This is a genomic window from Pseudoalteromonas aurantia 208 (assembly GCF_014858725.1).
Classification (GTDB): Bacteria; Pseudomonadota; Gammaproteobacteria; order Enterobacterales; family Alteromonadaceae; genus Pseudoalteromonas; species Pseudoalteromonas aurantia.
This window is the reverse complement of record NZ_AQGV01000012.1, coordinates 1,661,542-1,686,751: the sequence shown is the minus strand read 5'-3', so window position 1 is coordinate 1,686,751 and position 25,210 is coordinate 1,661,542. Positions and strand designations below refer to the sequence as shown.

Here is a 25,210-nt window from a genome sequence, read left to right as displayed (position 1 = left end):
TAACCAAAACCTTAGGATGGTTAAGCTGTATCAAGAAAAATGACATTTGCTGTTTATATATCACAGTAAATATGCAATATCGAGGATGAATGACCACTCTTTATAAGTAACCTCAGCTCTGGATAAGCGAATTTGATCAATAAAGCTATTTTTCTCACTCTCGGCGTTGCTTTCATTTGTAATAGCCCGCTATTACTGCATAAAAGCGCCTTGATATTGAACAAAATATCATCATTGGATTGTACGTAAGTTTGTTTGCAAAACATTTTCTATTCCAAAACCCTTATCCAAACCTGAGGTTAAGTATTTTTACAATGATTCATGGGTATATTAATGAATAAATCAAAATATGGAATTGAATCATGTAGCGCAATGAATAGTTCAAGTCGTGAGATATAAAAATTTAACTTTCATGCGATTATGTACTGTAATCTACGGCAGCAAATGTCAGTAATGAAAAGTTATTGCGATGAAAGTTATTATTACACCAATAATCATAAGCATGATATGTGTTGTATATTAATGCAGATTAGTTGATTGTTTTTTTAATTGTTAACTCCAGATTTATAATTTCTTGTTTTTCATGGTGTTGAATTTTTCAAAATAGTGTCGCATAGTGTTTATGCACAATAATAATCAAACAAAGGAATTGCGATGAATATGAATAGAGGTTTTATTACGTATGCGTTAATGGTTGCAGTCGTCTTTATTATTGCGACTTTTCAGGTTAAGGCTGCTATAAAAATAAAAAAAGAGGTATATCCCGCCAATTATATCATTTTAGATAATGACAATCGGTATACTGCCACACAGTTAACACTAAAAAGAAACGGTAAGGGCATTTTAAAGCAACAGACTCGTTCACGTATTAACTGGGAACAAGCGGCCGATGGCACCGTGATAAAATTTGATCAGCCGATGATCGTGTCTCGCTTTGAAAACGCGCCCAACTCTGTTATTCGGATAGAGCTGACTCAAGTTCAGCTAATACATCAGAATGGCTCTATTTATCAAAGTATTAGGCATCATAATGTGGTTGACGATAGTTCCAATGATGTGATTGAAACATTTACTGAACAGTCGAGTGTCACTTTATTAGAAAAACAAGACTTGGCGGGTTGGCACCTTGATTTGGTAGGCAAAAAATGGACTGTTGATGGGGTTGAACTGCTTACATACCCAGAACAGCCTTATTTTTCTGATTTGGCCTCGGCGAGTGCTCACTTCATCAGTAAAAAACAGGGGGAATTTACGTTTTTTAATGGCGAAAAAGCCCCATTTAAGTGGCGCATTAAAAACAATAAGTTGATTATAAAAGCATATATAAATGGAAAGAAAATAAAGTATACCTTTTGGCAAACCAACCCGGTTGGCAGCGTGGGGATGGAATTTGTTGCCAATGTAAGTCAAGGTAGTGGTGTTAAGTGGCATACACGCCGAGGCATGTTTATTGAGCAACAAGTAGAGGTATTTGATTTAGATTCAATTGTCGGTAGTTGGCATTTAGGTAGTCGCCAATATGATCATTATGCAGATAACATCACAGTCCCCAATATTGTGCATCCAGGCTCTCGCTGGGAGTTAACAGACAACGGGACTTTTTTAAGATTTAAACTGACTCACCCAGAACTCGGCTCGGTAGTCGATTGCCCCGATGATACGTGTTACTTGGCATGTAAATTTACCCATCGTCTTATCGCAAAGGAAGGTAACACATTTTACATGGAAAATGGGGTTATTTCAGAATTTGAACCAATGAGCCCGTTAAAGCTGAATAATGCGTCAGTGAGCGTGGTCGAATTCGACCCTGCTCATGGGGTGGAGCAGTTTTCACATAGCTGGCTTGATCATGCTACGTTGACATTTAATAATGAGCAAGGGAGTGACAAGTTACGATTTATTGCCCAAACACAGCCTGATGGTAAAATCCATTATACGGTGCGTAGTATGCATAGTAATAGCGAGTTAGGCACTTATAGTGTCGCGAATAGCGTACTATCTATCGTCACTGAGCATGTGACAACGCATTTTAAGATGTTGTCTTTTTCCCGCGATCAATTGACAGCATGTAAGTATAGCGAAGCACAAACCTGTGACGACGGCGAAGTAATTAAAATAGACTTACATAACGGAGTGCTTAACTAATGGTGCACTAAAAAGGTATGCTAAAAATATGTGTCGAACTTTACGTAAGGCCTATTTTTAGCATGTCACAATGAATGAATTAAGGAGAGTGATTTTTGGTTGCTCTTTTTGTTGAAAGCTCGACTTGCCATTTATGATGTATTATTTTTCTAAAAATAGTGCAGAGTAAAAATAATCCTCCTCTTGCCCGTCTTCGGGCACAAATTTGTGCAATTGCGCTATCTCGAGTTTTTTTATCTTTTATCGCAAAGTGGGCGCTACTTATTGGTGACAAGCAGGTTGTTACAAAGGCATAGGGGCTTTGAATAAATAGTTTACGATAATCAGGGTTATCTCCCGATAAGTGCGCTATTTGCTTACAGTAAGTGTATGGTTCGACGAGTGTGTCAGAATTTGCTTGGCGGTTGATATAGCGTGACCAAAACTGATTATCGAGATTAATTTGGTTTTGCATCCTAGGTAGACTTGGTAAATATTTCTTTCCGCTGAGTATTTTAAAAGCCCATCGACATTGTAATTCACTGATAAGTGGTAATGTGCCTACACAGGGGCGTACAGAGCCAATAAAAATAAGAGATGGGTCTTGGCAATCAAACACCGATTTATAACATTGGTTTCGCGCCTTATAGGCATACTTTTTAGGGAGGAAAGACAATTGATAGGTGTACCCAGTACATAATATTATTCGATCAAAGTAACGGGTTTCACCGGAATAGAATTTGACAGATTGCCCAATGGAGCTGTGTATCGCATCTTTACAATTTATGTTTGTATCGTACTTAGGTATGGCTGTTGTTTTTTTTAACAGTGATGTATATTGGCATTTATTGATCCATAACTTGAGTGTTGAAGTCGCGGTATTTAGCCACCTCAATAAGGTGTCTGTAGAGTATTGAGACGCTTTTTTTGGCGCACATGCGTGGATTTCTTGATGCAAGGAAATGTTGTCATCTGCTTGTGTTAGATTTGTGGCTGAGAAACTATTATATTGCTTTGGTATAGAACACGTTAATGTATGCACTGATGTCGCTAAAAACTTTAAAGTATCAATAGCCAGCCCTTCATTTCCGTATAATAAAACCTGTTCTTTTGAATACATACGGTGGTTTTTATACTCTTTGATATGACCTAAATGCTCAACCTTACCTTCAAAGTCTCGAAGTTCTCTTGGTCGTGACGGCGTTATCGCATTGGCTCCACCGGATACAACTAAGTTTTTTGCTTTGATGGTGGCAGATTGGGTGGTGACTAACCAGTTATTTCCATTCGTGGTGTGAATCACTGTTTCATTGAACTTGATATGAGGTAATAAATTAAAGTGTCTTGCGTAATCATTAAGATATTTAATAATTTGGCTTTGGTGAAGAAAAGTCTCAGACGTTGGAGAAAGATAAAAATCACTGGCTTCAGTCAAGTAAGCAGGTGAGGGGATGACCGTTGATGCTTCAACCGAGACGACATTAGGGTCTTGGCTATAATTCCATATACCCCCTAAATGGGATCTTTGCTCAAATACAATAACAGACAGTCCGTTTTCTAAAGCATATTTACATGCCATCAAACCAGACCATCCGGCGCCTACGATACACACATCATATAATATAGAATCTGTTTGCTGCATTTTATCCATAAAAAGTAACCACTTTCAGCGACAGTTGAAATAAGCATTGTAAATAAGAATATTACATTTACAAATATTTAACCAATAAATTTCACATATAAATAACATTTATTGCTGTTTTGGGTTCAGGTATGGTGAGGGGCTTACAAACATAACTTATTAAGATTTTGATTTTAAATACTTTTAAAGGGAGTCAACCCAGTTGCATAGTTTTACATGCTTAAACCAAGGCCGATTAAACATAATTTGTGTTGTGGTTGGATCTTCCATGTGTTTAAAGTCAAGCGCTGGAGCTAAATACTTATTAATTAACATTTTTAGCTTTGGACCTTTAATATGTGAATAAGCAATTTTGAGCTGGCGTTGTTCTTTAGCGGTTATGGGCTCGCCTTGTAATTGTAAAAACCGAGTATGTAACCAAAGCAATAGTGCTTGCTTTGCAACACTTGAAAAGCCATTGGTTAAGTTTTTTGTGGGGCTATATAACCGTTGAAAATTAACTAACTCTTGCTGTATTAAGAAAGTAAATAATAAATTCAAGCCAGCGGATATTTGACCTGAGCGTTTATCTAGGTTCTGATACCCAACTAAGGCAAGTCTAAAATGTTGTTCAGCTAAAGCGATGTTACCTTCTTCCAGCGCAATCATGCCTTGATTATTTTCTATTATGGCTAATACATTATCGCGTTGAGTGAGCTTTGCTATTTTTTTTGCTTCATTATAGAGTGCTTTTGCGGTGTCTAGGTCACCTATATGGCGAGCGACAAGCGCTAAACTATTTGTTAATGTTAATTTTTGTCGATCATTTTTGGCATGCTTGTAGGAGCATTCTAAGCTTGTTTGTGCCTCAATAAGGTGGTTATTTTTACGCAACCAGATACCTAAAGCACTGGTGATTGTAGTGATGTTTTCAATAAAGTAAGGGTGTTGATAGTGATAAAAAATAGCTTCTAAAGAGTCAATAAGCATGTCGGGGTTATCTGTTGGTACTGATGCGCGCATGGTAATAATGTGCCATTGTATTTGCTGATTTACTGACAGCGCGTTGATATTAGGTATTGCCTGAAGAATTGTGAGTGAGTGAGCGGGATTTACCGTTAAGTAATCTTTCGCTTCTTTTAGCTTGTCATTGGTGCTTTGTGCGGTTACGTCTTTTAAAAATAACAACAAAATGACAAAGCAAAACATCTTCATTGGCAAGTTCCGTTAGCATATAGGCCGAACTAAAACTATAGAGTGTTGTGGGAGAATATTCAAAGAAGCGTCGGAGCGAAGGCCGAGTATTGAAGTTGTAACTAGATATTTACCCTGTGGCTAATAAGGGAATGCTGTAAATGGCATTCCCACAGATATTATTTATTTTATATACATACAGTTACATGTTGTGCACCCTGGCAGGCATTAGGGTGTCTAGAAACCCCCAGTGTTGGATCTTTACTCCTCTTAATTGTTGCAGTATTTGGGCTTTTAAATGACTGATGTTCTTTTTAAATAGTCGCTTTGCGTTCAAGTCCTAAGTAACGGATAGCGAAGTGTGTTTCTATAGTTTTGGTGTGTGTATTAACCATAGTTGCATAGCATCTGTTGACTTAATTAAACGAGATAAAAGAATTTATTGTTTTAATTTCATCTGGGTTTATTTACTACAACCAAAGCAAACTTAATCAAGTCTGCTTTCTTCAATGTAAGAAAACTCTTTCCCTTTTTAATTTGCAGTTCTAGCATGCATTACATTTCTGTCTTTTTTGCTATCATCGTGCTGTTTTGTCGGGAAAGTATGGCTTCGATTGTAGTGGCTAATGTTTTCCTGGTATTGCTTTAATTGCTCTTCGCTCATTAAACCTTGCAACTGATTTTGATAGTTGCTTGTTAATTGAGAAAATGTATTTCTATACTGCTCAGGGGACGTTTGATATTTATTACTTTCTAAATCCCTGCGTTGTTGAACATGGGCTTTTACTATACTTTGATAGGCTTTTATTTGCTGTTGTGATAGGCCTATATTCTCATAGGGTTCAGGTTGAGCGCGAGCAACGCTGAGGCTTTCATTTGTGCCACTCACTTGTCGCTTTTTATCTTGATATGAATGGCGAACTTGTTGATGATTATGTTGATGAACGACTACTTTTTCACTAGATGTTTGATTGTCATTTATTGTCTTTTTATATTCTTTATTGGTGCTGGTAACTAAAGGAGGGTGATCGATTAATTTAGTGCGGCCATGCTTTGGATAAAAGCTGAAAGTTATTATACCGATAGCCACAATAATGACGGCTGTGGTGAGTACTGCTTGACGAGTCATCATTTATTTCCCGAGTAAGTATAGTGTAAAGAGCTACGACTAGAGCCCTATTAACTGGGCTTTAGTCGTAGAGAGCAATTATTCAATGGTGACCGTATAGTCTTCAATTTCGCCTTCAAACCCACCAGTGGCTGTGGGTGTACGGTATGACATGGCGATACGCATACGTGTTGTTAAACCCATTGCATCCGTTAGGTTCTCTAATCTACCAGAGACGTCATTAGACTTATTAGGGCTTTGATAAGTAACTTCATCATCACTGAACTGTCCATCACTATTTAAATCAACCCAAACAACCCAACGCTCATTTTTATTTCCTGATGCGCTTAAACTGATCTCGTCATTTTGCGAAATAGTTATAGCCGGTTTGTGAGAATAATCACCATAGCCACCATCATCACCACTTAAGTGGGTGGTCATATTAATCTTTACACTATCAATATGCTCCCAGTGAGTATTGTTTTTTTCTGGTTCTGCATAGGTAACAGTGTCACAGTCGGGGGTACAGCCAGTAGAATTATCAATAATTGTGACTGTGTAATCTTCAATTTCCCCATCAAACCCACCGATAGCAGTTGGTGTACGATAGGACATAGCAATACGCATACGCGTGGTAATGCCCACAGCAGCGCTAAGATTGGATAGAGTACCACTCACGTCGTTGGATTTAACGTCACTTTGATAAACAAGTTCATCGTTACTAAATTCGAAGTCATTATTTAAATCAACCCATACTAGCCAATTCTCTTTGCTTTTACCTGATGCACTCATACTAATGCTGTCGCCCTGAGCGATTTCAAAGGGGGCCAATGCCGAATAATCGCCATAACCTGCATCGTCACCACTAGAATGTGCAACATTAGCAAGGCTAATATTATCTATATGCTCCCAATTAGTGTTGTTTTGTGCGGGCACAGCGTAATCTTTTGGTAAATCATCTCCAAGATCAAATATTTTAACATTGTTTGCATAACCCCCATCGCTTCGAATTTCAACGTCTGTGCCAGCATTTCCTAGAGTGGTAACGGCTAAACAATTATCACTTTGGTCAACTAAAACAATTTTATCACCCGATTTAAAATCTGTTGCGTTATAAGGAGCAGAGTCAGGTGTAAGCCACGCATAAGGGGCGCGTAATGCGAAGTCAGGATATCTTTTTCCTTCTTCATTTAACCAGTAAAACCCAACAGTTTTATCGGTCGACGTGTTTTTAATGTTAAGCGTTACTTCACTGGGTCCTCTGGTATAAGCTTTTTCATCGGCACAAAAAATAGGTTGGTCCATATTCGGGAAAGACACATTAATGTCTGCCGTCATAATTGGCCCCGAAGCACTAATATTGGTAATGGCTAAACCACTTTCAGAAAAGTCATAAAATCGCGTGCTAGGGTAGGTTGAAGTTGAAATACCGGCAATGCGGTTTGAATATAAATCACCTTGATTTGCACCTTTACCTTTTTGCAATTCCCATAAGTTGTCGGCTTGAACTAATGCAATGACGGAATGAGCAAATTTATCACAAGTTCCTTTTGTTGCTGCATCTATTGGGTTATCAGGGAAAGAGCACCCTTTTTTAGTTGCGGTAGACCACGAGCCTTCATCTATATGCCAAATTGCTAAACCTGATGTTTCTATGCCAGCATCGAAACTATCGGCATCTTGATAGCGATTTTCAATAAGATAATATTCTTCAGGATTTTTGGGATTGGTAAGTTTATAAATGGTCGGATTATTGGTGGAAGCTGCATGAATTTGAGCGTTTTTAATGCTGTCGCCAGCAGATAGCTCAATCGGTTCAACCCAATTCATTAGCACTTTAGTAAAGGCTGTCGCGTGCGCTGGGCGAGAGTAGTTGTCAGCGACATAATTTGGATTTCTTTTACCGTCAGGGGTGCGATAAGGAATCGAACTTAAATGGTTACCTATACCCATTAGTCCCCAACGGCTTATCCCTTTGTGATTGCCCGAACCATATAAATCAGGGAACCAACTACCGCCGAGTCGGTTTCCAAAACCACTATGAACCAACTCATGAGTGAGTAAGCCAATGGGGGTTAGGCCATCGGTGTTGTCGCTTCTCAATTCTGGAATTAAAGTCAAGCGTTCAACTGTCATGAAGCGAGTTGTATCTGAGGTACAGCGGTCGTTCGTGGGCTCATTTTTAAGTGCCATATTGATGGGCCAAATGTCAGTTGGTAGCCCTTCATCGGTACCTGGGTCGTTCTCAGCATACCCTTGATATACAACAGCAACAGAATCGACAATACAATCACTGTTAGCATCGAATTTTGAGAAGTCAATCAACGCATCAGATGCTGCGATAGAATCTTTACCTAACTGAACGTAGTTAGTATCCCAGTCATTGTTATCGGCATCATTTGTTCCATAAAAATCATGTTTTTGAGGTAGTTGAACCCAATCAAAAGCAGTCCCGATAACATCGAAATTACCGTAACTGACTTCGTCAAAATAAGCGCTTACATCATGCTCACTGTTAAAAAGTTTATTTTCTATTTGAGAAGGTGTTGTTGTTGTTTTTGTGTCGCTAAAATTGGCTAATATAAGTGGTACTTTCATTTTTCCCGCTTCAAGCAGTGTTTCAGCTTGAACTGGGAAAGAAAAAGCCATTATAGCGGAAATGATGGATATGGCAGGTATACCATTGTTAAATTTCTTCATTTTTATATTTATTACCTTTCATATTATTTTAAAGTTTCATTTATCTATCGGTTGTTTCAATTCAAAGGCCTGTTTTCGACCATTCACAATATATAGTGAGTAGGTTTTATTTGTAAATGTGTCGGCCGTCACAGAAAATACATGATTTTTCTATCGTGATATTTCTTAATATTTATTTTTGTAATGATGTTAAGTGTGGTGTTCTTATCTTGTTGCTTTATATAATTAAATTTTTAATTTTCTAAGTCTCATAATTTGGGTGGTGGTTTTTGACTTTTTATTAAAAAGAGATAAAAAGATAATTAATTATAAGTTATTATGTATTTTAATCGGAGGGGTTGTTTTTTCAGTGTGGGTGGTGGGTTTAGGAGCTCTTAATGTAATTATATTTGCATTTGAGTTAAAAGGTAAATGTGGTTGTATTTTGAAAGGTGGGGAGTGTGGTGTTGGAATTATTGTGTTCTATATTGTCTTTATTGCTATATTAACCCAGTACCACATTATATCATGCAAAATTGTAAAGTATTATTTTTTGTTTTGAGTTATTCAATCAATAATAATTTACTGTCGTGATTTGTTGACTCTATTAAATATATAAAACGTTCATCTTCGCTAATTACAAGGGAAGGGTAATTTCCCTTACTATCAATGATATACTCACTTTTTTTGCTGGAAAAGTCATAGTAGTAAATGCTATTTTTGGTAACTGCGATTCTATCCATATAGTAAATTCCCTTTGCAGTCACAACAAAGTCATTGCCAGAGTAGCGGTGATAGACAAAAGTTCGCTTAACTATTTGGGTGTTTTCTCCTGTTGTGGGGTTGAAGTGATAAATATCAAAGCTTGGTTCTTTGCTGTAATAGAAACTACCATCACTGTTTTGGTGAATGGAATTCACTGAGCCTAACTCTGGAATATGATTAACTGGATAACCGCTTACACCAATTTCAATTGCATTAGAGTTATCAAAGCTGGCCAAAAAAATTGATTGGCCATCATAACTAAACCTTCCAGCATAAATATTTTCATTGTCTGGGCAGAGCGGTGTGTCTTTACCTGAGTCGATATCTATTATTCGACAAGTTTTATTTATGGAAAGTAAAGCTGTATTGGTATTCTTTGACCAATGTAGGTTTAATGGTTCACGATACTCTATGGTTTCGTGAAATTCATTTAATTTAAATACTTTACCGTGTTGATATTTCCAGATCTCAATTTGTTGATTAGGTTTTACCGAGGCAAAAATGAGACCTCCATTGGCGATACCTTCAACCGCCGCAATTGATAAGCCGTTGTTGACGACCACTTCCGAAGCACCATCACCACCGACTCTTGGGTTATTAGTTTTAATTATCTGAGCTGTCAATGGGGATAGTCCCCAATCTTCTTGCATTATAAATTGCTCTTTACCAGGGACTTTTAAAGGCCAATATCCCATATGCTGTTGTGCTGATATTTTTGTTATAATTTTCTTTTTTATATCATAACTGGATAAAAAACCTTGCTGGTCAACAAAATATACCTTTAGGCTATCATCACTAAAGCTAATGTTTAATCGCTGTTCTGTATTTGTGACTTGCGTTTTCATTAAGGTTTTTGTACTGAGATGATATAAATATAATTGATAGCCATGTAAATTATCTGCACGCATTATCGCTAACCAGTTTCTATCAGGGGAAACAACAACTGCAAAATCACCAACGGTATTGATTGGTGGAGAGGTAACTTGCTCCGAGCGGTTGGTTGCTAAGTCGTATAAATAGATTTTTAACGGTGCTAAAGCGGTTTTTTTTGCGGTATAAAAAAATTGACTGTTATTGAGCCAACTGATAGCAGGTGTTGAATTAACTGCACTAAGCGGAATGGTTAATTTTTCGTTATGCGCAGTTAAACTATCAGCGTTAAAGTTTGCAATATAGATGCCTTCGGCACCTTTTGCATAACGGATAAACGCGATGTATTTTTTGTTAGGAGAAATACTGACAAAATTATCATGGTTTGCCATAGAACTAAATACTTTAGTCGGCTGCAAAGGGGTTTGGACTTTACTGGCATAGAGCTCCCAAGTAAAAGGTCTACGTGTCCGATTGGCATAAATGATTATATCACCATCTAGGCTGATCGCAGGGTTTTGTTCTTGACCCGCGTGGCTAGTGAGTGCAGTAGCGTGGTTATAGAACTTAGTCTCTTGAGAAAGGAATATAATAATACAAGTTACAATTAAAAATGATGGTAAAATCAATGAACGTAATTTTGTTTTATTTAATTTATTTTTATTATGTGCTCTTTCATCACTTAATTTTGATGCGTTTAAACCTGTACTAGATGATATTGGTTGAATTGTTTCTTGCGTAACGTCAGCGAGTAATCGATAACCATTTTTAGTGCCTGTGACAGTATGAAAAAACTTTGTTTGATCATCGAGTTGAGCAAGTGATTGTCGCAAGCTATAGATATGGTTATTAATCGTATGATTTGATGTCGTGGGGTTTTGCCATAGGTCATTACGTAAACAGTCTCGACTAATGACAATATCTTTGTTTTTTGCAAAGTAGCAGATCACTTTCATAGCCATCGACTTGATTGCAATGGTTTTTCCACAATAACTCAGCTCATCAGTTTTAGGGTGGACAGTAATGTTTTCGAGTTTAAAAGGTTTTTCGATATCAATCATAATTATTACTTGTTAGCTAATACAAATTAATTCTTGGGGTTTTAGATAAATAGCTTATTTTTATTTTAAAGGTAACATGTTTTATCAATAGGATACGTTAATTGATCTTGTTGAGCAAATTTGAATTTTTTGCGTTTGTTATGTTAAAAACTAGGGTTGATGTATATGTGGATGATTAATTATCTGTGAAATTTAGGATTATAAAAATTGAAATGAGCTTGGGTTTTAATGGGTTTTTATGTTTTCAGTGGATTTGTTGTGTTTTTTGGTTGTTAAATAAGCCACTCAAGAGAGTGGCTTAAGGGGGGTATAATTGGTAAATTAAATGATCCTTATTTACTTTACCAACACTATGAAATTAAATTTATTTAAAAAACATATAGTCTGTTAATGATTCGGTTAAAACACTACTTAATCTCACCGTTTCTTTTTAAATCATATTAAAATTCGTATGAAATCCCACCATAAAAGAACCGTCCCATGGAATCATACTGACCTAGGCCTGAGGCTGTTGTAGGGTGATCGTAATATGTTTTATCAAAGACGTTCCTTATGCCGAAATAAAGATTCGTGTTATCTGTTGCTTTATAAGCGATTCTTACGTCATGCTTGAGAGCATCTTCTGTAAAGGGCTTTTCATATAAATCATAAGTGCCGTCAATATCAACTTGAACGCCTTCCGCATAGTTTGTTATCCAATTGATACTGATATCTTCATATCGATAAGTCATCGTTAAGCGACCCCTCAAATTTGAGTTAAAGGTTCCAATACCTCTAAACTCTTCTTCGTCATTATCAATGGAGTCTCTACTTGTTGAATGAATTAGCTTAGTGACATATATAGAGAAATCGATTTCGCCATAGCTTTCTAAGTTACGTAAATAAGAGACTTCGAAATCAACGGCACGTCTGCCCCTTAATGCTTGGTTGACTACAGCATTTAATACAGAATCGATTTGTCCTGTGCTATTACGATTAACCAGTGCGCAATAAATATCAGAATTAATATCGTCAGCTGTTGCACATTTATCGAGAGAGTTTTGTATGCCTGTTGATTGCATTGCATTGGTTAGATCAATATCAAAATAATCTACAGTGAGTGATAAATTATCTATAAAGTTGGGTGTATATACTAACCCTACCGTTAAGGTGTCAGCTTTCTCTGGTTGTAAAGCAATATTACCACCACTAATTGAATTAACACCACCATCAGTCGCTGTTGGAGAATCCCAACTTTCGGGGTCAGTAATACCAAATGCTTTACAATTACTGATTGTTTTCGCTCGGTCACTGTTAGCTGCATTGGCTATTTGTAGTTTATCGCATGGATCTTCTATATTTGCCCTCCAGCCAAGGCTAGCTGCACGAAATTGCTCTACTAGCTGCGGTGCACGTACTGTATGTGCTAGGGTAGAGCGCATAGCTAGGCCATCAATAATGGTCCATGTTGCGCCAAGCTTCCATGTATTATGTTTTCCTGAGTAGGTATAATCAGAGACTCGACCAGCTGCACTTAATACTAACTCCTCAACTAAGAATGTATCACCAAGTACTGGCGCTTCTAATTCAAAATAAAGCTCTTTAATTGTTCTACCTGCATCCCAAGGTAATCGACTTGACCCTGTTATTTTTGAATTTTGCCAAGCTTCATCTGTATTTAACTCTAAAGATTCACGGCGAACTTCAGCCCCCGCGGCAAAAGCTAAGGCGCCATAGGGTAATTCCAACAAATCACCTGATGTAGTAAAGGCAAATGTATGTTGCTCTGACTTTATTTGACTTCCATAAGGCGCAACTCTAACGTAATCAATTGTTTCTTGTGACATGGGGAGTAAAGGGTTAAAAGCAGGGCAGTTGTTACCATTGCATATCTCACCGCTAGCACTTAAGGTTTGATAGCCATTTCGAGGTAGACGGCGTTTGTCTGTTCTATTAAAAAATAAGCTATCATTGTGTGTCACACCACTGGAAGCGTAAGCATCCCAAACCCAACCATTTTCAAACTCCCCTTCTAGCGTGGCTGAGAAAGCAAATAAATCACGCTCAACTGCTGCTTTGCGTGGACCTAACTCGTATAAACCTACAGAGGTTTGAAAGTAGCCATCATCTTGAGCTAGTAAGTTTTGTACATGGCTTGGTAAAACGAGGTTGCTTTGTGCAAAATCATTAATATTTATAAAACGTTGACCATAGTTGAACTCGGGTGAAGAAAGTAAATTTGATTCGACCTTGGTGTAACGAAAATCAGTGGTAAGACTGGTATTGTCGTCTAATTCATAGTTGAAAAGTAAGTAGGCGGTATGGCGTTCAAAAGGGTTGCGCGTCATAGCAAATGTGTCTAGCTCATATCCTTGTGCACTGTCACTGTTTTGTATGTAAAAAGGCCCCACTTTATCGTTACTATTGTACATGTATAGGGCTTCATCGCCTGAAATATCATAATAGTTTGTTCTGTCGTTATCTGCGTCCCAAACTCCCATTAGCTGACCAACGACATTATAATCTGGCCAACCAAGGTTTGTACCTACAATTTTATTTGAGTGGCCATCGCCAGTGCCTGTACTTAGTGGGTTATTGATCCAACGAGTTGTGCCAGAACCAGGACGATTGCTATCTTTTGCTCTCTCCTGATTATAATAATCTAAAGAGAATACAACATTACCTCGCTGATCATCAAAATTATGGCCCGTGGTGATCGTGAAAGTACTTTCTTCACCATCACCAACCGCAGAGCCACCATATTGTCCAGATATTTTAGTGCCTTCATAATTCTTTTTCATCACATAGTTAACTACACCAGCGACTGCATCTGCACCATATGTAGATGCCGCGCCTCCAGTTAGTATGTCAATCCGATCAATTAATTCGGTTGGAATATAACTGGTATCAGTGACCATCTCTCCCGTGTCGTAGGTAGATTGTACTACACGACGTCCATTGATTAACGTTAGTGTTCTTTCGGTCCCTAAATTACGTAAGTTTGCAGCATTTAGACCGGCATTTGAGAATCCATCTTGGTTACTAGAGGCGGTACCTACACCAAAAACGAACTGCGGCAACTCGGTTAATAATTCATTTATGTTTAAATAACCTGAGGCTTTGACTGCTTCAGCATCAACACTGATCACAGGCGATGGTGTGTGTGTATTGATACGAGCAATACGTGAGCCTGTAACCTGAATGCGGTCAATTGTATCATTTGCTTCTGATTGGCCCTTAACTTCTTCTGCGTAAGTTGGAATTGCAGTTAATGCACTTATCAAAGCAAGCGTTATTGGGGAGTTCTTAAACCTCATAACTCTAGTATCTCCATCTTATTTTTTAATAATTATTTTACTCAAATATTGAGTTTTTAGATCCTGCCTCTGAGGTGGCAGAACGCAATATATATTGAGAACGCTTTCACTGTAAATATACCCAAAATCAGGTCGGAGGTTCATTGCTATGTTCAAATTTATGAAGTTATTATAAGTTTTTATTTATATAAAACTTTGTTTTTAAAGCTTACTTTTGCTTTTCTCTTTGTGGATTGATCTTCTAATCGCCTTGTGGAGATGATGTTTTATAATGCTTATGTAACGCTATATATGAGCTAAAAGGATAATAAATTATATTTTTTGTCTACATATTAACTGATATGTCGCCATGCAAACCCTAGTTCTATTAAAGCCAATCGAAAGTGGCTCTCCACTCGCTTAATATTACCTGCCTCTAGCGCAATCATTCTTTGGTTATTTTCAATTATTGCTAAAATATTATCTCGGTGCGTTAGCTTCTTTGCTTTAATATAGTGTGTGTTTGCGACACCTAAATCATTGATGTGCCTGGTTACGAACGCTAAGCTATTGCTTAATTTAAACTTAGCCTGTCATTTTTAGCTTGGTTTTAGGAACATTCTAAGCTTTTTTGCACCTCAATAAGCGGGTTGTTTTTATGCAACCAGATACCTAAAGCACGGGTGATCGTGTTGATGTGTTCAATAAAATAAGGATGTTGATAGTGATAAAAAATAGCTTCTAAAGGGTCAATAAGCATGTCGGGGTTATCTGTTGGTACTGATGCGCGCATGGTAATAATGTGCCATTGTATTTGCTGTTTTACTGACAGCGCGTTGATATTAGGTATTGCCTGAAGAATGGTGAGTGAGTGAGCGGGATTTACAGTTAAGTAATCTTTCGCTTCTTTTAGCTTGTCATTGGTGCTTTGTGCGGTTACGTCTTTTAAAAATAACAACAAAATGACAAAGCAGAACATCTTCATTGGCAAGTTCCGTTAGCATATAGGCCGAACTAAAGCTTTAGAGTGTTGTGGGTGAATATTCAAAGAAGCGTTGGAGCGAAGGCCGAGTATTGAAGTTGTCACTAGGTAGTTACCTTGTGGCTAATAAGGGAATGCTGTAAATAGCATTCCCACAGATATAATTTATTTTATGTACATACAGTTACATGTTGTGAAGGCTGGCAGGCATTAGGGTGTCTAGAAGCCCCACAGTGTTGGATATTAGAAAAACATACATATATCTCAGAACCTCTGCCACCTGCAATCATCGGCGTGGCATTTTTTTCGATAACAGTATTATTAGACAGATTTTTTATTTTGTTCTTTTTTAATTTTAAATTCATCGTAATTTCCTTTTTTGCGGTTAAAGTTGATTTACTCTTACTCAAAGCTGGCATTTATAGAATAGTGAATATCTCTAGAGTTATCGCCGTCTATGTCAACGCGAATATATATTCGACTACCTTGTTCAACACCAATATTAAAGTCAACATCCATTCCATTTTCTGCTGTCACTTTACTTATTTGCTCTTCGGTTGCATTGTAAATGTAGATTGTATAATTACTTGATGCGCTCAATTTATCTGAATGAGTGAACTTAACACGTAGCGTGTTTGATTCGGTATTGATGTAATAGTAGTCGCGATAGTCACGTCTGAAGCTCCGAGAGCCACGTTTCGTTGTGTTATTGAGAAGTAAGTTGGCATCAGATAAAGCGTTATTAGGCTCTAGTTCGTAGTTATAATTTAAAAAACCGAGTTCCAGGTTATATCTATCGTTAATCGTGGTGTCGTTTTTCATGTTCATTTTTATGTATACCGGCTTGTTTTTTTCTACACCAATAATATGTTGATCATTTTCTCCATTATATGATGGGAAAGAGTGGATAAGCTCTTCATTGTGGTTATATATATAAATATCATAATCACTTGTTGCACTATATTGCTTTTCATGGATGACTTTGAAATCTAAAGCTGTTTTTGAAGGAATGAGCTTAAACACATCATTATAATCTTGCGCCGTTGTTTTTTGACCTGATACAACGCCTGCTTGGATCTCTTGTGCTGAATTTATATCATTATTCGGTTCTACTTCAGGTTGTTTACTATTTCCACCGCCATCAATTGGCCCATCACCAGGTGGTGTTTCATCTCCAGGGATTGTTTGAATGCCATCTTCAAGCCCAGTTTCACTTTCTTGGCGATTAACTGTGGAAGACACTTTGAAATAATATGATTGATTTGGCTCACCTTCAAAGGTATAAAATGGATCCTCAACAGTTATTTTCTGACTATATGTAGAAGTGGAGTTGGCATTAATCCCCGCGGTCTCTGATTGAAATATATTGTAGTAGCTTGCATTTTCGACAGCCTTCCAAGTTATATTTATTAAATTTGCATTATTAGGATCGAGCGCAAGCTTCAATGATGTTGGGATCCGGTTAATACTGGCAATATTTCGCTTTAAAAAGCCTATTTGAACAGGTTCCACACTCTCAAATTTATATTTTGATGAAATTTGGCTACTTGAAGACTTTTTGACATTTGTTTCAGCACTAAACAGGTCGGTTTCAAACCCTGCTCCTAGTGTGATTTCTTTAGCATATTCATCATAAAACGAAATACCATATTTTATTTTTGCGCTGTATACCCCATAGATAAATTCATTTGCTGCGCCGGTATCACTGCCACCAGATAAAATTGCATGTACAGGGTTTTTAAGTTTGGTTAATGTAATATCTGACAGGGATATTGTGTAGTTGATGGTTTTAACTTTGGCGTTATTACTTCCTGCACCAAGGGTAAATGAGAACCCAGGGATCACTTTTAATGATGTATCGGCATCTTTGTAGGAAGCATCTTTTTCGTCTAGTTCAAAACGATAGCTGATCTCTTCAAAAGAATTCAGAGTTAATTGTTGGTCTGCAATATCCAAGCTACCATGTAATGCACCATCTTGTAGAAACGATCCTACCTCATATGCACTTAATCCTACTCTCAGGTTAAACTCCGGAGTATCGTTGGCAACTTGGAGTAATTTAGTGTCAAAATCAGCACGTGCATCCGAGAAGCTAATCGTATTTCTTGGATCAACAGTTGGTTTACTCGTTGCGCTACTCTCATCACTACTGTCCCCACACCCCGATATTAAAAATAGGGATGTGAGAATTATTGCGCTATAGCTGTAAGTTTTTGCGTGAATGACCGATACCATTATTACTCCTTATTAAATCAATCATGGCATTTAAGTTGCCTTCAAAAATAAATGAACCTTATTGTATGTGATGGACTAAAAGTTAACTCGTTTGAGGCTTTAACTTTACATCATTTACTTTTTGCTATCAATTTTAACGGGGTTTATAATTTTATCTTGAAATGAGTCGTTTTCAATATGGTATACTTCGCCCGTTTTTTATATCGATAGGTGCAATTATGGCAAACACGGCGCATGCATTACATATTCTAGTGAAGCACAAAGAGCTTGCTGAAGACATTATTAAACAACTTAAAAAGGGTGCAAAGTTTCAAGTTCTTGCAAAGAAGCACTCAACATGCCCATCGGGCAAAAAAGGTGGAGATTTAGGTGAATTTAAGCGTGGTCAAATGGTGCCACAGTTCGATAAAGTTGCATTTGGCGCTGAGATCTTAGAACCCCACCTAGTTAAAACACGTTTTGGTTGGCATGTGATAAAGATACTCTATCGTACATGATTTGTTTTTGTTAGAAGGTTGTGCTTGCTGACCTTCTAACAAATTTCTCTTTAAGTGGCTAACACTGGTTGGCCATTACTACGGCCTACATATCACAGCTTAAAATTTTCATGGCTTTGCTCGCCGCTAACACACATCCTCGCGCTTCATCACTGGCTTCTTTACATTGCTTTGTCATATCTGCGGTACTCGGTGCTTTATCCCCTAATACTTTTTTTGCATGTGCAACGACTTTGGCACATTCACCGACCGGAACCGGTGCTGCGTCAGAGCAAGCTGAAAGTGTAAAAAGCGTACTCAGTACAAGAGCTATTCGTAATATCATCATGGTTCCTTGTTTAATTATGAGTTTTATCACCTTAAGGAAAGTAGGTTTTATGGGACTTAGCAAATAATTACTGCTTTTTGCATTCATTAAAAGTAGTTTCATGGTCAATTAGAATCTATTTATGAGTATTCCAACCGTAGGTAAAAACCCGTATAATTCGCGCCCTGTAATTTTATTTGATAACGCGGCGTCGGTGAACTGGCGATGTGGGAAGCCTGCAATGACTCAAAAAGAAACACCTGAAATCACTAAACTGCATAAACGTCTCAGAAAGAATGTTGGTAATGCGGTTGTAGATTACAACATGATAGAAGAAAATGACGTAGTCATGGCGTGTATTAGTGGCGGTAAAGATTCATTTGCGATGCTGGATATACTTTTGAGTTTGCAAAAAGTTGCGCCGATCAAATTTGATGTTGTAGCGGTTAATCTTGATCAAAAACAGCCTGGCTTTCCCGAGCACATTTTACCGGAATACTTTGAAAGTCTTGATATTCCTTATTACATTGTTGATAAAGACACCTATTCGGTTGTAAAACAAAAGGTGCCTGAAGGCAAAACGACATGTGGACTTTGCTCTCGTTTAAGACGAGGCACTTTATATTCGTTTGCAGAAAAAATTGGTGCAACTAAAATCGCGCTGGGTCACCATCTAGATGACATTGTTGAAACCATGTTTCTAAATATGTTCCACGGTGCTCGACTAAAAGCAATGCCGCCAAAATTGCGTTCAGATGATGGCCGAAATGTAGTGATCAGACCATTGACCTATTGTCGCGAAGACGATTTGATTAAATACGCAGAGTATAAACAATTCCCAATTATTCCTTGTAATCTGTGTGGTTCACAAGAAAACTTACAACGACAGAATATCAAAGCCATGTTGGTTGATTGGGATACTAAAACCCCCGGGCGCGTGGAGAGTATTTTTAAATCAATACAAAATGTAAGTCCAAGCCAACTGGCGGATAGAGACTTATTTGATTTTATTAACTTACCAATCGATCGAGCAGCGCAAAAAGCGGAATATGAATTTGCTGAAGCAACCGTCTCGTCTTCAAATATTGATGAGTCTTTGTTTATAGATATCACAAATATTTAATGCGTGCTGATAGCACGTTCGTTAACGAGCCACTGTCATATTTCAGTGGCTTTTTATTGGCTGTAAGCGAATATCTATCAATGCGTTAAATAGCTTCTTTTTATCTGAATTGCTTAAATAATCCACGTTTAAAGCGTTTATAAATCCAGTCTCTTGATCTGCAGTGAAGGGTTGTCCATGTTTTAGGCAGTATGCAATTTGTGTATTGATCTTACTCCCTAATTCAATCAATTGGGGACGAATAATTGTGTTTAGATCTCTCGGCTTATGACTTGTTTTGTTACTGAGTAGATCGGCTCGATATCGGTATTGAATTGCTTTTGCTGCAGAGATTTGTGCAATAAAAAATGCTTTGACACTTTCTTTATCTAACCCAATTTTGGCCGCTGAGTTACTACTTGCGGTAATGACAATGTTTTCTCGCGCGATATCTTCTATGGCTAAATGGTTATTGGCTTTATATAGCGCGACATCTTGCATATAACTGAGTCGTTTATTGATCGTATTGAAAGTTTCAGTCGTGCAAGATATTGACCATGCGGGAAGCGACATTACGACCATAAGCAATACAATGAATTTGAGCATAGTTACCTTATTTGATTTAAGTATATTTGCAGGGCATGTCAAAAATGCATCAGCTATAAGTGGGTAATTAAAGCACACTTTATTGTATTGTATCAACGCTATAATGTTGTTCTCACGTGTGAAATATACGTTAGTAGCAGCTGAAGGTTTTATGTGGTGCGAACCTGAATAACTGTTTTTATAGAGGGAGTGTATGTCTGTTAGACACGATGACTGTACTGTTTGGTTTGGTGGCAGCAATTTGGATAGAAAAGGTGTTTACATTACAGGTCGCTTTTATCCAGATTATGACCACAGTAAACAGTTTTGTAGCGTGTTAGGAGGCACAGGGAGCTCAACAGAAAAGCGAACACCTCGAATGAGTAATTATCCACTGGTGGTACTTTTTTGCCTATTTGGTGGCTATATCGCAAGTGTAGGGTAGGGATCATGGTCGTCATTTTATCTGGAGGGTTTATTGTGCTACATGGTATTTGAACAGGGTATTGGAGAAGGGTATTGGAACAAAGGTTGCGGGTTACTTCCCAATGGATGCAGACCCTTGTACTAAATCACCAACCCTAAGTTAATCTGTAAGATTAACTTAGGGTTGGGTGCGTTATGTTACTTAGCCTACTGATAGCACCAATTTTAATGTTACTTTCTTCCAATGATGATGTTACCTCAGTCGTGTTTCGTACTTTTTCATTCATTTTTGTCACCGTTACCTGTGTGGTTAAGTGTATTTTCTGTATTGTTGGGGGGAAGAGAAAGTGTCTTTGCACAAGCAGAAGTACCTTCAGAACAGATAAGAATAGCATTGCAGCGAAAGTGTTATATACGGTAAGCTTCTTTTATATGAAAGCAAAATATGAATAGGGCAGCTGAATTAAGTGTTCCACATCATATCGTAATAAAAGTGGTTCAGTTAATTAAAAGAGACATTGAGCATGAGACTTCACCCATATGATACGTTGACACTAGATAATGGTGGACAAATTATTTTTACTCCCTGCCCAGGCACGAAAGACGCAACGCTGCAAGAGTCGGTCGAAATATTGAAATCAGCGGGCGCAAATGCGTTGATATCGGTAATGTATGATAAAGAATTAACGTGTTATGGCGCGCAGACATTATCTCAAGTGTGCATGACACAAGGCATTGAATGGTATCAACTCCCCATCAGCGATGAGGCACCACCAACGGATGCTTTTTCAACTGCATGGGCAGATTATGTACCAAAGATTATTTCACTACTTAATGATCAGGGTGTTGTCGTCGTGCATTGTAAAGGAGGATCAGGCCGCACAGGCTTAGTAGTAGCACTGTTAATGCATGCGCTAGGGTATGACAAGTTAGCTGCAAAAAATGCAGTTCAACGCCTACGACCTAAAGCGTTGTGCCATCCAGAGCAGTTGCGTTTTTTCAATGACTTTATGATTTAAAAACCGCAATGATACGCTTTAAGTTAGCTTGGTGTAATTTAACGTATTTAATAGCCAAATATGCGTGAAGCCTATTTGGCTATTGGCTTATGAAAGATCCTTACTTGAAAAGGGCTGGTGGTGCACCAAACTTCAACAAGTTTGGAAAGATATTTTCAAGTGTATGTTGGTCTATGCCTAGCCATTGGCCGAAACTGGCGGCGTATTGATCTACCGACAGTGTTGGAATTAAACGGCCATTGCCAGCATCTAATGAATGGTTTAATTTGGCCTCGGGAATATCACCGAATATCGTCCCACCTTGTACCGCCCCCCCCATCACAAAGTGATGAGAGCCCCAGCCATGGTCGGTGCCATCTCCATTAATTGCCAAAGTGCGACCAAAATCGGATGCTGTAAATAGGGTTACTTTATCAGAGAGTCCAAGGCTTTGCATTGCAGAATCAAACGCGACGAGTGCGCCATCTAAGGCTGATTGCAACTTAGGCAGCGATTGTGCTTGCCCAGAGTGCGTGTCAAACCCACCCATAGCAACTACAAAAACTTGCCGCTTTTCTTGAAGTTGATCTCGAATCGCAATGGTTTTACTCACGGTTTCTAGTTGTTTAGCGAGGGGGGTTGCAGGGAATGCTGGCAGCGCAACAGAGACCTCAGACAAAGCCGCATTAAACTGATCATTGGCACTATAGGCTTGATTGATTTGCGTTGACATATCTTGTTCAACTAAATTGTTAGTTTTGTGTCCAAGCGCGCTAAAGTGCTTTTGTAATGCGTTTGGTTCATCGAACATATCCAGAACATCTATAGTTGCCGCTTGACCGTCATGAACATGATACGGTGTTGTGTTACTCCCAGTGATGAGTAGCTCGGCGCTTGAGGTTGTTATGGCAGAAAATGTGCTAGGGCTTTGTTGTCCTTGTTCTATTAAAGCGTCATTAAGCATGCCAGCCCAACCGAATTGGGCCCCCTCCGTTTGGCCTGACATCCAAGTGGATTGCTGGTCGTTATGGGAAAACAACCTTGATGGTAACTTTGCTGTTTCTGATCGAATACTCGCAGCGGTGGTTGGTTCAAGCAAAGGGCCCACATTACCTACCAGAGAGACTTTACCTTGTTGGTATAATTGTGCAATTCCGCTGAGCTCTGGGGGCAAGGAAAATTGACGCGATCCGAATCGAGCTGGGGTATCAATGGGTAATAAGTTAGCCTGTGAGCGTTTATTGGTATATTGAGATAGTAATGTATTTCTAATATTTGACCATTGCGTATAGCTTGCTTGATCATATGGGATCACGGTGTCGTGGTTATCCATGCCACCGTATAGAAAAACACATACAAGGGCTTTATAGTCATCGTTGTTTGTCGTAGGGGTATTTGCAATCGCTTGTGCAAGATTCAAAAATGGTGCTGCTGCCATAGAAGCACTGCCCGCTTTTAGAAATGATCGTCTGTTCATGAGAGAGTCCCCTATTTTTGCACTAAATAATCAGGTGTTGTCATAACGAGCAGTACAGCAACTCGTACACGCATTAGGTAACCGTCATCTTCATCGTTGGGTATTGTACCAACAATACGCTTAATTGCCGTGAGAGTGGCACTTGAAAGTTGATTGGCAGTGAGTAATAAGTTTAGTCGGGCAAGTAGGGCATCAACATCTTGTGCGATTGCTAGCTCTTCTTCATAGGTAACGAGAAAGCTTTTCCGAATATCTTCGACGGTGATTGGCACGCTGGGGTGGTCAAATTCTTCGAGGATATCTTCTACATCTGCTTCTTGTGACTCCCCTGAAATATAGTGAGTCATAAAATTAACATAGCCAGGAATGGTGGTGGCATTGGTAATTTGTAGTTCAGGTGCGACTAACCCCTTTTTTGCTGTGATCGAGCCAGGTGAGGTATACCCAGGACGAAAGAAGTTAAACACACTGGATGAGCGATATGGGTGTTGCCCGAGTGCATTTGGTGCACTGGTGTCCCACAGCATGGTTTGATACTGTGGGGTAATATTTTGTGCATTAAAAGCTCTTGCCCACTGTGTAAAACGAAGTATGGGTTCTCTTATTTTTCCTGCGGTAGTGGTAGCAGGCTCGCGAGCTTCATTATCAAATAAAATAGCGGCCACAGTTGCACTGAGATCACCGCGTTTACCTGTGCCTACTTGTGACCCATCCGGCAGTGTAAATAGACCACTGGTAAACGCGGCAACGGTACGTGAAATATAGGCATTACTAGGGTTAGAACTCACCAGTCGTTGGATGAGCTGCCTAGTAACAAAGGGAGGTAAATTTGGGTGTGTGAAAATGTGATCCAATGCCATAGTGATAGACGCTTCAGCATTAATACCAGCTGGAATAGTAAGCCCTAAGAATACCTTTTCTTGGTCTGAATGGGCTTCGGGGTTAATTGCCATTGGGCGGGTGAAAATATTATTGCTAACGGTATCTTCATTAGTCTCATTATAATCTAACCCGGTCATAACCTTTGCTAGGCCGGTGATGTCTTTGTTTGAGTATAACTCCACGGGGACGTTGTTTTCGTTTTTGTTTATTGAGCCATCGCTGTTGAGTTTAACCACACCTAAAGTGAACAGCTGTAATAATTCTCTGGCATAGTTTTCATCGGGGACTCTGCCAGTATCGGGATCTGCTTTTTCATTACCCAAATAAGTTAGATAGTGACCCATGGCAGGAGAATAGGTTATTGCTTCTAGTAAGGTTCGGTAATTACCAAAAGCATTGTTGATCAGTATATCTTGATATGCAGCCACGGCAGTGGGTTGATCGGTTAAGGTTTCTCCGCCCCCGTTAGAGACCACTAAGATTTCAGATAATGCAAAAGCCACTCTTTGGCGCAGTTGGTCCTTGCCTGAGATACTATTTTTCCAAAATGCGAAGGTGGTTGATTCGATGAAAAACAAATCAAACTCATCGTTGTGGTTTGCACTTTTTGGCGCATAGCTAACCACAGTTGGCATGATGTTGCTTGTGGGTATACTGAGTTGGCTTTTAAACCACTTGGATGCACTGGTGTGCGTGAGTGTTTTAATATCTTGCGCAGTTGCCCCAAAAGTTGATTGCTGTAAAAAACGGGATGTTTTCTCCGCTGAAGAAAAGGTCTGGTCAGGATGTGTATTTTGGTCGTTATTCACGGGAGGAAAGGGAGTTGGAGTGAATGTTGATAGTGTTGACTGAGGCTGGCTTACAACTGAATGTGCATTGTAATCCAGTGAGACTTCTGAGCCAGAAGCGCCGTCACAAGCAAGAGTTAAACTTATGGCAGTACTAAGGATGAGGTGTCGAAACGTTATATTAATTTTCATTATTAAATTGCCCCTAACTAAACATAGCTTCAGTATATAGAA

At 38.6% G+C, this 25,210-nt stretch carries 18 protein-coding genes; 5 read left to right on the top strand and 13 right to left on the bottom strand.

The features are described 5' to 3' along the window. The first annotated feature begins 654 nt into the window (after positions 1-654). Positions 655-2,145 (top strand): hypothetical protein, encoded by a 1,491-nt coding sequence (locus PAUR_RS11095; protein ID WP_192507817.1) that lies wholly within the window; start codon positions 655-657, stop codon positions 2,143-2,145. 79 nt (positions 2,146-2,224) lie between these two features. On the opposite strand, the gene PAUR_RS11090 is transcribed toward PAUR_RS11095, so the two are convergent. The 9 genes from PAUR_RS11090 to PAUR_RS11050 form a co-directional block, all read right to left on the bottom strand. Continuing rightward, entirely contained in the window at positions 2,225-3,775 is a 1,551-nt protein-coding gene (locus PAUR_RS11090; protein WP_192507816.1) for an NAD(P)-binding domain-containing protein, read from the bottom strand. 174 nt (positions 3,776-3,949) lie between these two features. Beyond that, complete coding sequence (locus PAUR_RS11085; RefSeq protein ID WP_192507815.1) at positions 3,950-4,960, bottom strand: tetratricopeptide repeat protein; 1,011 nt, start codon at positions 4,958-4,960, stop codon at positions 3,950-3,952. 511 nt (positions 4,961-5,471) lie between these two features. Beyond that, positions 5,472-6,071, bottom strand: a complete 600-nt coding sequence (locus PAUR_RS11080) for a hypothetical protein (RefSeq protein ID WP_192507814.1) — start codon at positions 6,069-6,071, stop codon at positions 5,472-5,474. A 75-nt stretch (positions 6,072-6,146) separates the two neighbouring features. Continuing rightward, positions 6,147-8,747, bottom strand: a complete 2,601-nt coding sequence (locus tag PAUR_RS11075) for a GEVED domain-containing protein (RefSeq protein ID WP_192507813.1) — start codon at positions 8,745-8,747, stop codon at positions 6,147-6,149. Positions 8,748-9,289: 542 nt separating this feature from the next. Next, positions 9,290-11,422 (bottom strand): winged helix-turn-helix domain-containing protein, encoded by a 2,133-nt coding sequence (locus tag PAUR_RS11070; protein ID WP_192507812.1) that lies wholly within the window; start codon positions 11,420-11,422, stop codon positions 9,290-9,292. Positions 11,423-11,862: 440 nt separating this feature from the next. Beyond that, a complete protein-coding gene (locus PAUR_RS11065; protein WP_192507811.1) occupies positions 11,863-14,718 on the bottom strand; it encodes a TonB-dependent receptor domain-containing protein in 2,856 nt (951 codons plus the stop codon). A gap of 589 nt (positions 14,719-15,307) precedes the next feature. Further along, entirely contained in the window at positions 15,308-15,682 is a 375-nt protein-coding gene (locus tag PAUR_RS11060) for a hypothetical protein (protein ID WP_192507810.1), read from the bottom strand. A 167-nt stretch (positions 15,683-15,849) separates the two neighbouring features. Continuing rightward, positions 15,850-16,044 carry a hypothetical protein gene (locus tag PAUR_RS11055; RefSeq protein ID WP_192507809.1) on the bottom strand — a complete coding sequence of 65 codons (195 nt, stop codon included), beginning with the start codon at positions 16,042-16,044 and terminating at the stop codon, positions 15,850-15,852. Between the two features lie 37 nt (positions 16,045-16,081). Then, complete coding sequence (locus PAUR_RS11050) at positions 16,082-17,914, bottom strand: hypothetical protein (protein ID WP_192507808.1); 1,833 nt, start codon at positions 17,912-17,914, stop codon at positions 16,082-16,084. A gap of 218 nt (positions 17,915-18,132) precedes the next feature. On the opposite strand from PAUR_RS11050, the gene ppiC reads away from it, so the two are divergent. Further along, on the top strand, positions 18,133-18,411 hold the full coding sequence (ppiC, locus tag PAUR_RS11045; protein WP_192507807.1) for a peptidylprolyl isomerase PpiC: 279 nt from the start codon (positions 18,133-18,135) through the stop codon (positions 18,409-18,411). 85 nt (positions 18,412-18,496) lie between these two features. On the opposite strand, the gene PAUR_RS11040 is transcribed toward ppiC, so the two are convergent. Continuing rightward, a complete protein-coding gene (locus PAUR_RS11040; protein WP_225738338.1) occupies positions 18,497-18,736 on the bottom strand; it encodes a hypothetical protein in 240 nt (79 codons plus the stop codon). A gap of 223 nt (positions 18,737-18,959) precedes the next feature. On the opposite strand from PAUR_RS11040, the gene ttcA reads away from it, so the two are divergent. Then, complete coding sequence (ttcA, locus tag PAUR_RS11035) at positions 18,960-19,841, top strand: tRNA 2-thiocytidine(32) synthetase TtcA (RefSeq protein WP_192508560.1); 882 nt, start codon at positions 18,960-18,962, stop codon at positions 19,839-19,841. A gap of 42 nt (positions 19,842-19,883) precedes the next feature. On the opposite strand, the gene PAUR_RS11030 is transcribed toward ttcA, so the two are convergent. Beyond that, positions 19,884-20,426, bottom strand: a complete 543-nt coding sequence (locus tag PAUR_RS11030; RefSeq protein WP_192507805.1) for a chorismate mutase — start codon at positions 20,424-20,426, stop codon at positions 19,884-19,886. Between the two features lie 193 nt (positions 20,427-20,619). On the opposite strand from PAUR_RS11030, the gene PAUR_RS11025 reads away from it, so the two are divergent. Both PAUR_RS11025 and PAUR_RS11020 read left to right on the top strand, forming a co-directional pair. Beyond that, positions 20,620-20,850 (top strand): hypothetical protein, encoded by a 231-nt coding sequence (locus PAUR_RS11025; RefSeq protein WP_192507804.1) that lies wholly within the window; start codon positions 20,620-20,622, stop codon positions 20,848-20,850. Between the two features lie 505 nt (positions 20,851-21,355). Further along, on the top strand, positions 21,356-21,850 hold the full coding sequence (locus PAUR_RS11020) for a phosphatase domain-containing protein (RefSeq protein ID WP_192507803.1): 495 nt from the start codon (positions 21,356-21,358) through the stop codon (positions 21,848-21,850). A 100-nt stretch (positions 21,851-21,950) separates the two neighbouring features. Here the strand turns inward: PAUR_RS11020 and PAUR_RS11015 are convergent, their stop codons facing one another. Together PAUR_RS11015 and PAUR_RS11010 are read right to left on the bottom strand one after the other, a co-directional pair. After that, the gene (locus PAUR_RS11015; RefSeq protein ID WP_192507802.1) at positions 21,951-23,306 is read right to left on the bottom strand and encodes a DUF1501 domain-containing protein; all 1,356 of its coding nucleotides are present in this window, start codon (positions 23,304-23,306) and stop codon (positions 21,951-21,953) included. Between the two features lie 11 nt (positions 23,307-23,317). Further along, positions 23,318-25,168: a DUF1800 domain-containing protein gene (locus tag PAUR_RS11010; protein WP_192507801.1), complete on the bottom strand. Its 1,851-nt coding sequence runs from the start codon at positions 25,166-25,168 to the stop codon at positions 23,318-23,320. Between the last annotated feature and the right edge of the window lie 42 nt (positions 25,169-25,210).

Excerpts from the sequence above, each read along its gene's own strand:
- PAUR_RS11095 (WP_192507817.1), top strand. The coding sequence starts at position 655 with ATGAATATGAATAGAGGTTTTATTACGTATGCGTTAATGGTTGCAGTC.
- PAUR_RS11090 (WP_192507816.1), bottom strand. The coding sequence starts at position 3,775 with ATGGATAAAATGCAGCAAACAGATTCTATATTATATGATGTGTGTATC.
- PAUR_RS11085 (WP_192507815.1), bottom strand. The coding sequence starts at position 4,960 with ATGAAGATGTTTTGCTTTGTCATTTTGTTGTTATTTTTAAAAGACGTA.
- PAUR_RS11080 (WP_192507814.1), bottom strand. The coding sequence starts at position 6,071 with ATGATGACTCGTCAAGCAGTACTCACCACAGCCGTCATTATTGTGGCT.
- PAUR_RS11075 (WP_192507813.1), bottom strand. The coding sequence starts at position 8,747 with ATGAAGAAATTTAACAATGGTATACCTGCCATATCCATCATTTCCGCT.
- PAUR_RS11070 (WP_192507812.1), bottom strand. The coding sequence starts at position 11,422 with ATGATTGATATCGAAAAACCTTTTAAACTCGAAAACATTACTGTCCAC.
- PAUR_RS11065 (WP_192507811.1), bottom strand. The coding sequence starts at position 14,718 with ATGAGGTTTAAGAACTCCCCAATAACGCTTGCTTTGATAAGTGCATTA.
- PAUR_RS11060 (WP_192507810.1), bottom strand. The coding sequence starts at position 15,682 with ATGAAGATGTTCTGCTTTGTCATTTTGTTGTTATTTTTAAAAGACGTA.
- PAUR_RS11055 (WP_192507809.1), bottom strand. The coding sequence starts at position 16,044 with ATGAATTTAAAATTAAAAAAGAACAAAATAAAAAATCTGTCTAATAAT.
- PAUR_RS11050 (WP_192507808.1), bottom strand. The coding sequence starts at position 17,914 with ATGGTATCGGTCATTCACGCAAAAACTTACAGCTATAGCGCAATAATT.
- ppiC (WP_192507807.1), top strand. The coding sequence starts at position 18,133 with ATGGCAAACACGGCGCATGCATTACATATTCTAGTGAAGCACAAAGAG.
- PAUR_RS11040 (WP_225738338.1), bottom strand. The coding sequence starts at position 18,736 with ATGATATTACGAATAGCTCTTGTACTGAGTACGCTTTTTACACTTTCA.
- ttcA (WP_192508560.1), top strand. The coding sequence starts at position 18,960 with ATGACTCAAAAAGAAACACCTGAAATCACTAAACTGCATAAACGTCTC.
- PAUR_RS11030 (WP_192507805.1), bottom strand. The coding sequence starts at position 20,426 with ATGCTCAAATTCATTGTATTGCTTATGGTCGTAATGTCGCTTCCCGCA.
- PAUR_RS11025 (WP_192507804.1), top strand. The coding sequence starts at position 20,620 with ATGTCTGTTAGACACGATGACTGTACTGTTTGGTTTGGTGGCAGCAAT.
- PAUR_RS11020 (WP_192507803.1), top strand. The coding sequence starts at position 21,356 with ATGAGACTTCACCCATATGATACGTTGACACTAGATAATGGTGGACAA.
- PAUR_RS11015 (WP_192507802.1), bottom strand. The coding sequence starts at position 23,306 with ATGAACAGACGATCATTTCTAAAAGCGGGCAGTGCTTCTATGGCAGCA.
- PAUR_RS11010 (WP_192507801.1), bottom strand. The coding sequence starts at position 25,168 with ATGAAAATTAATATAACGTTTCGACACCTCATCCTTAGTACTGCCATA.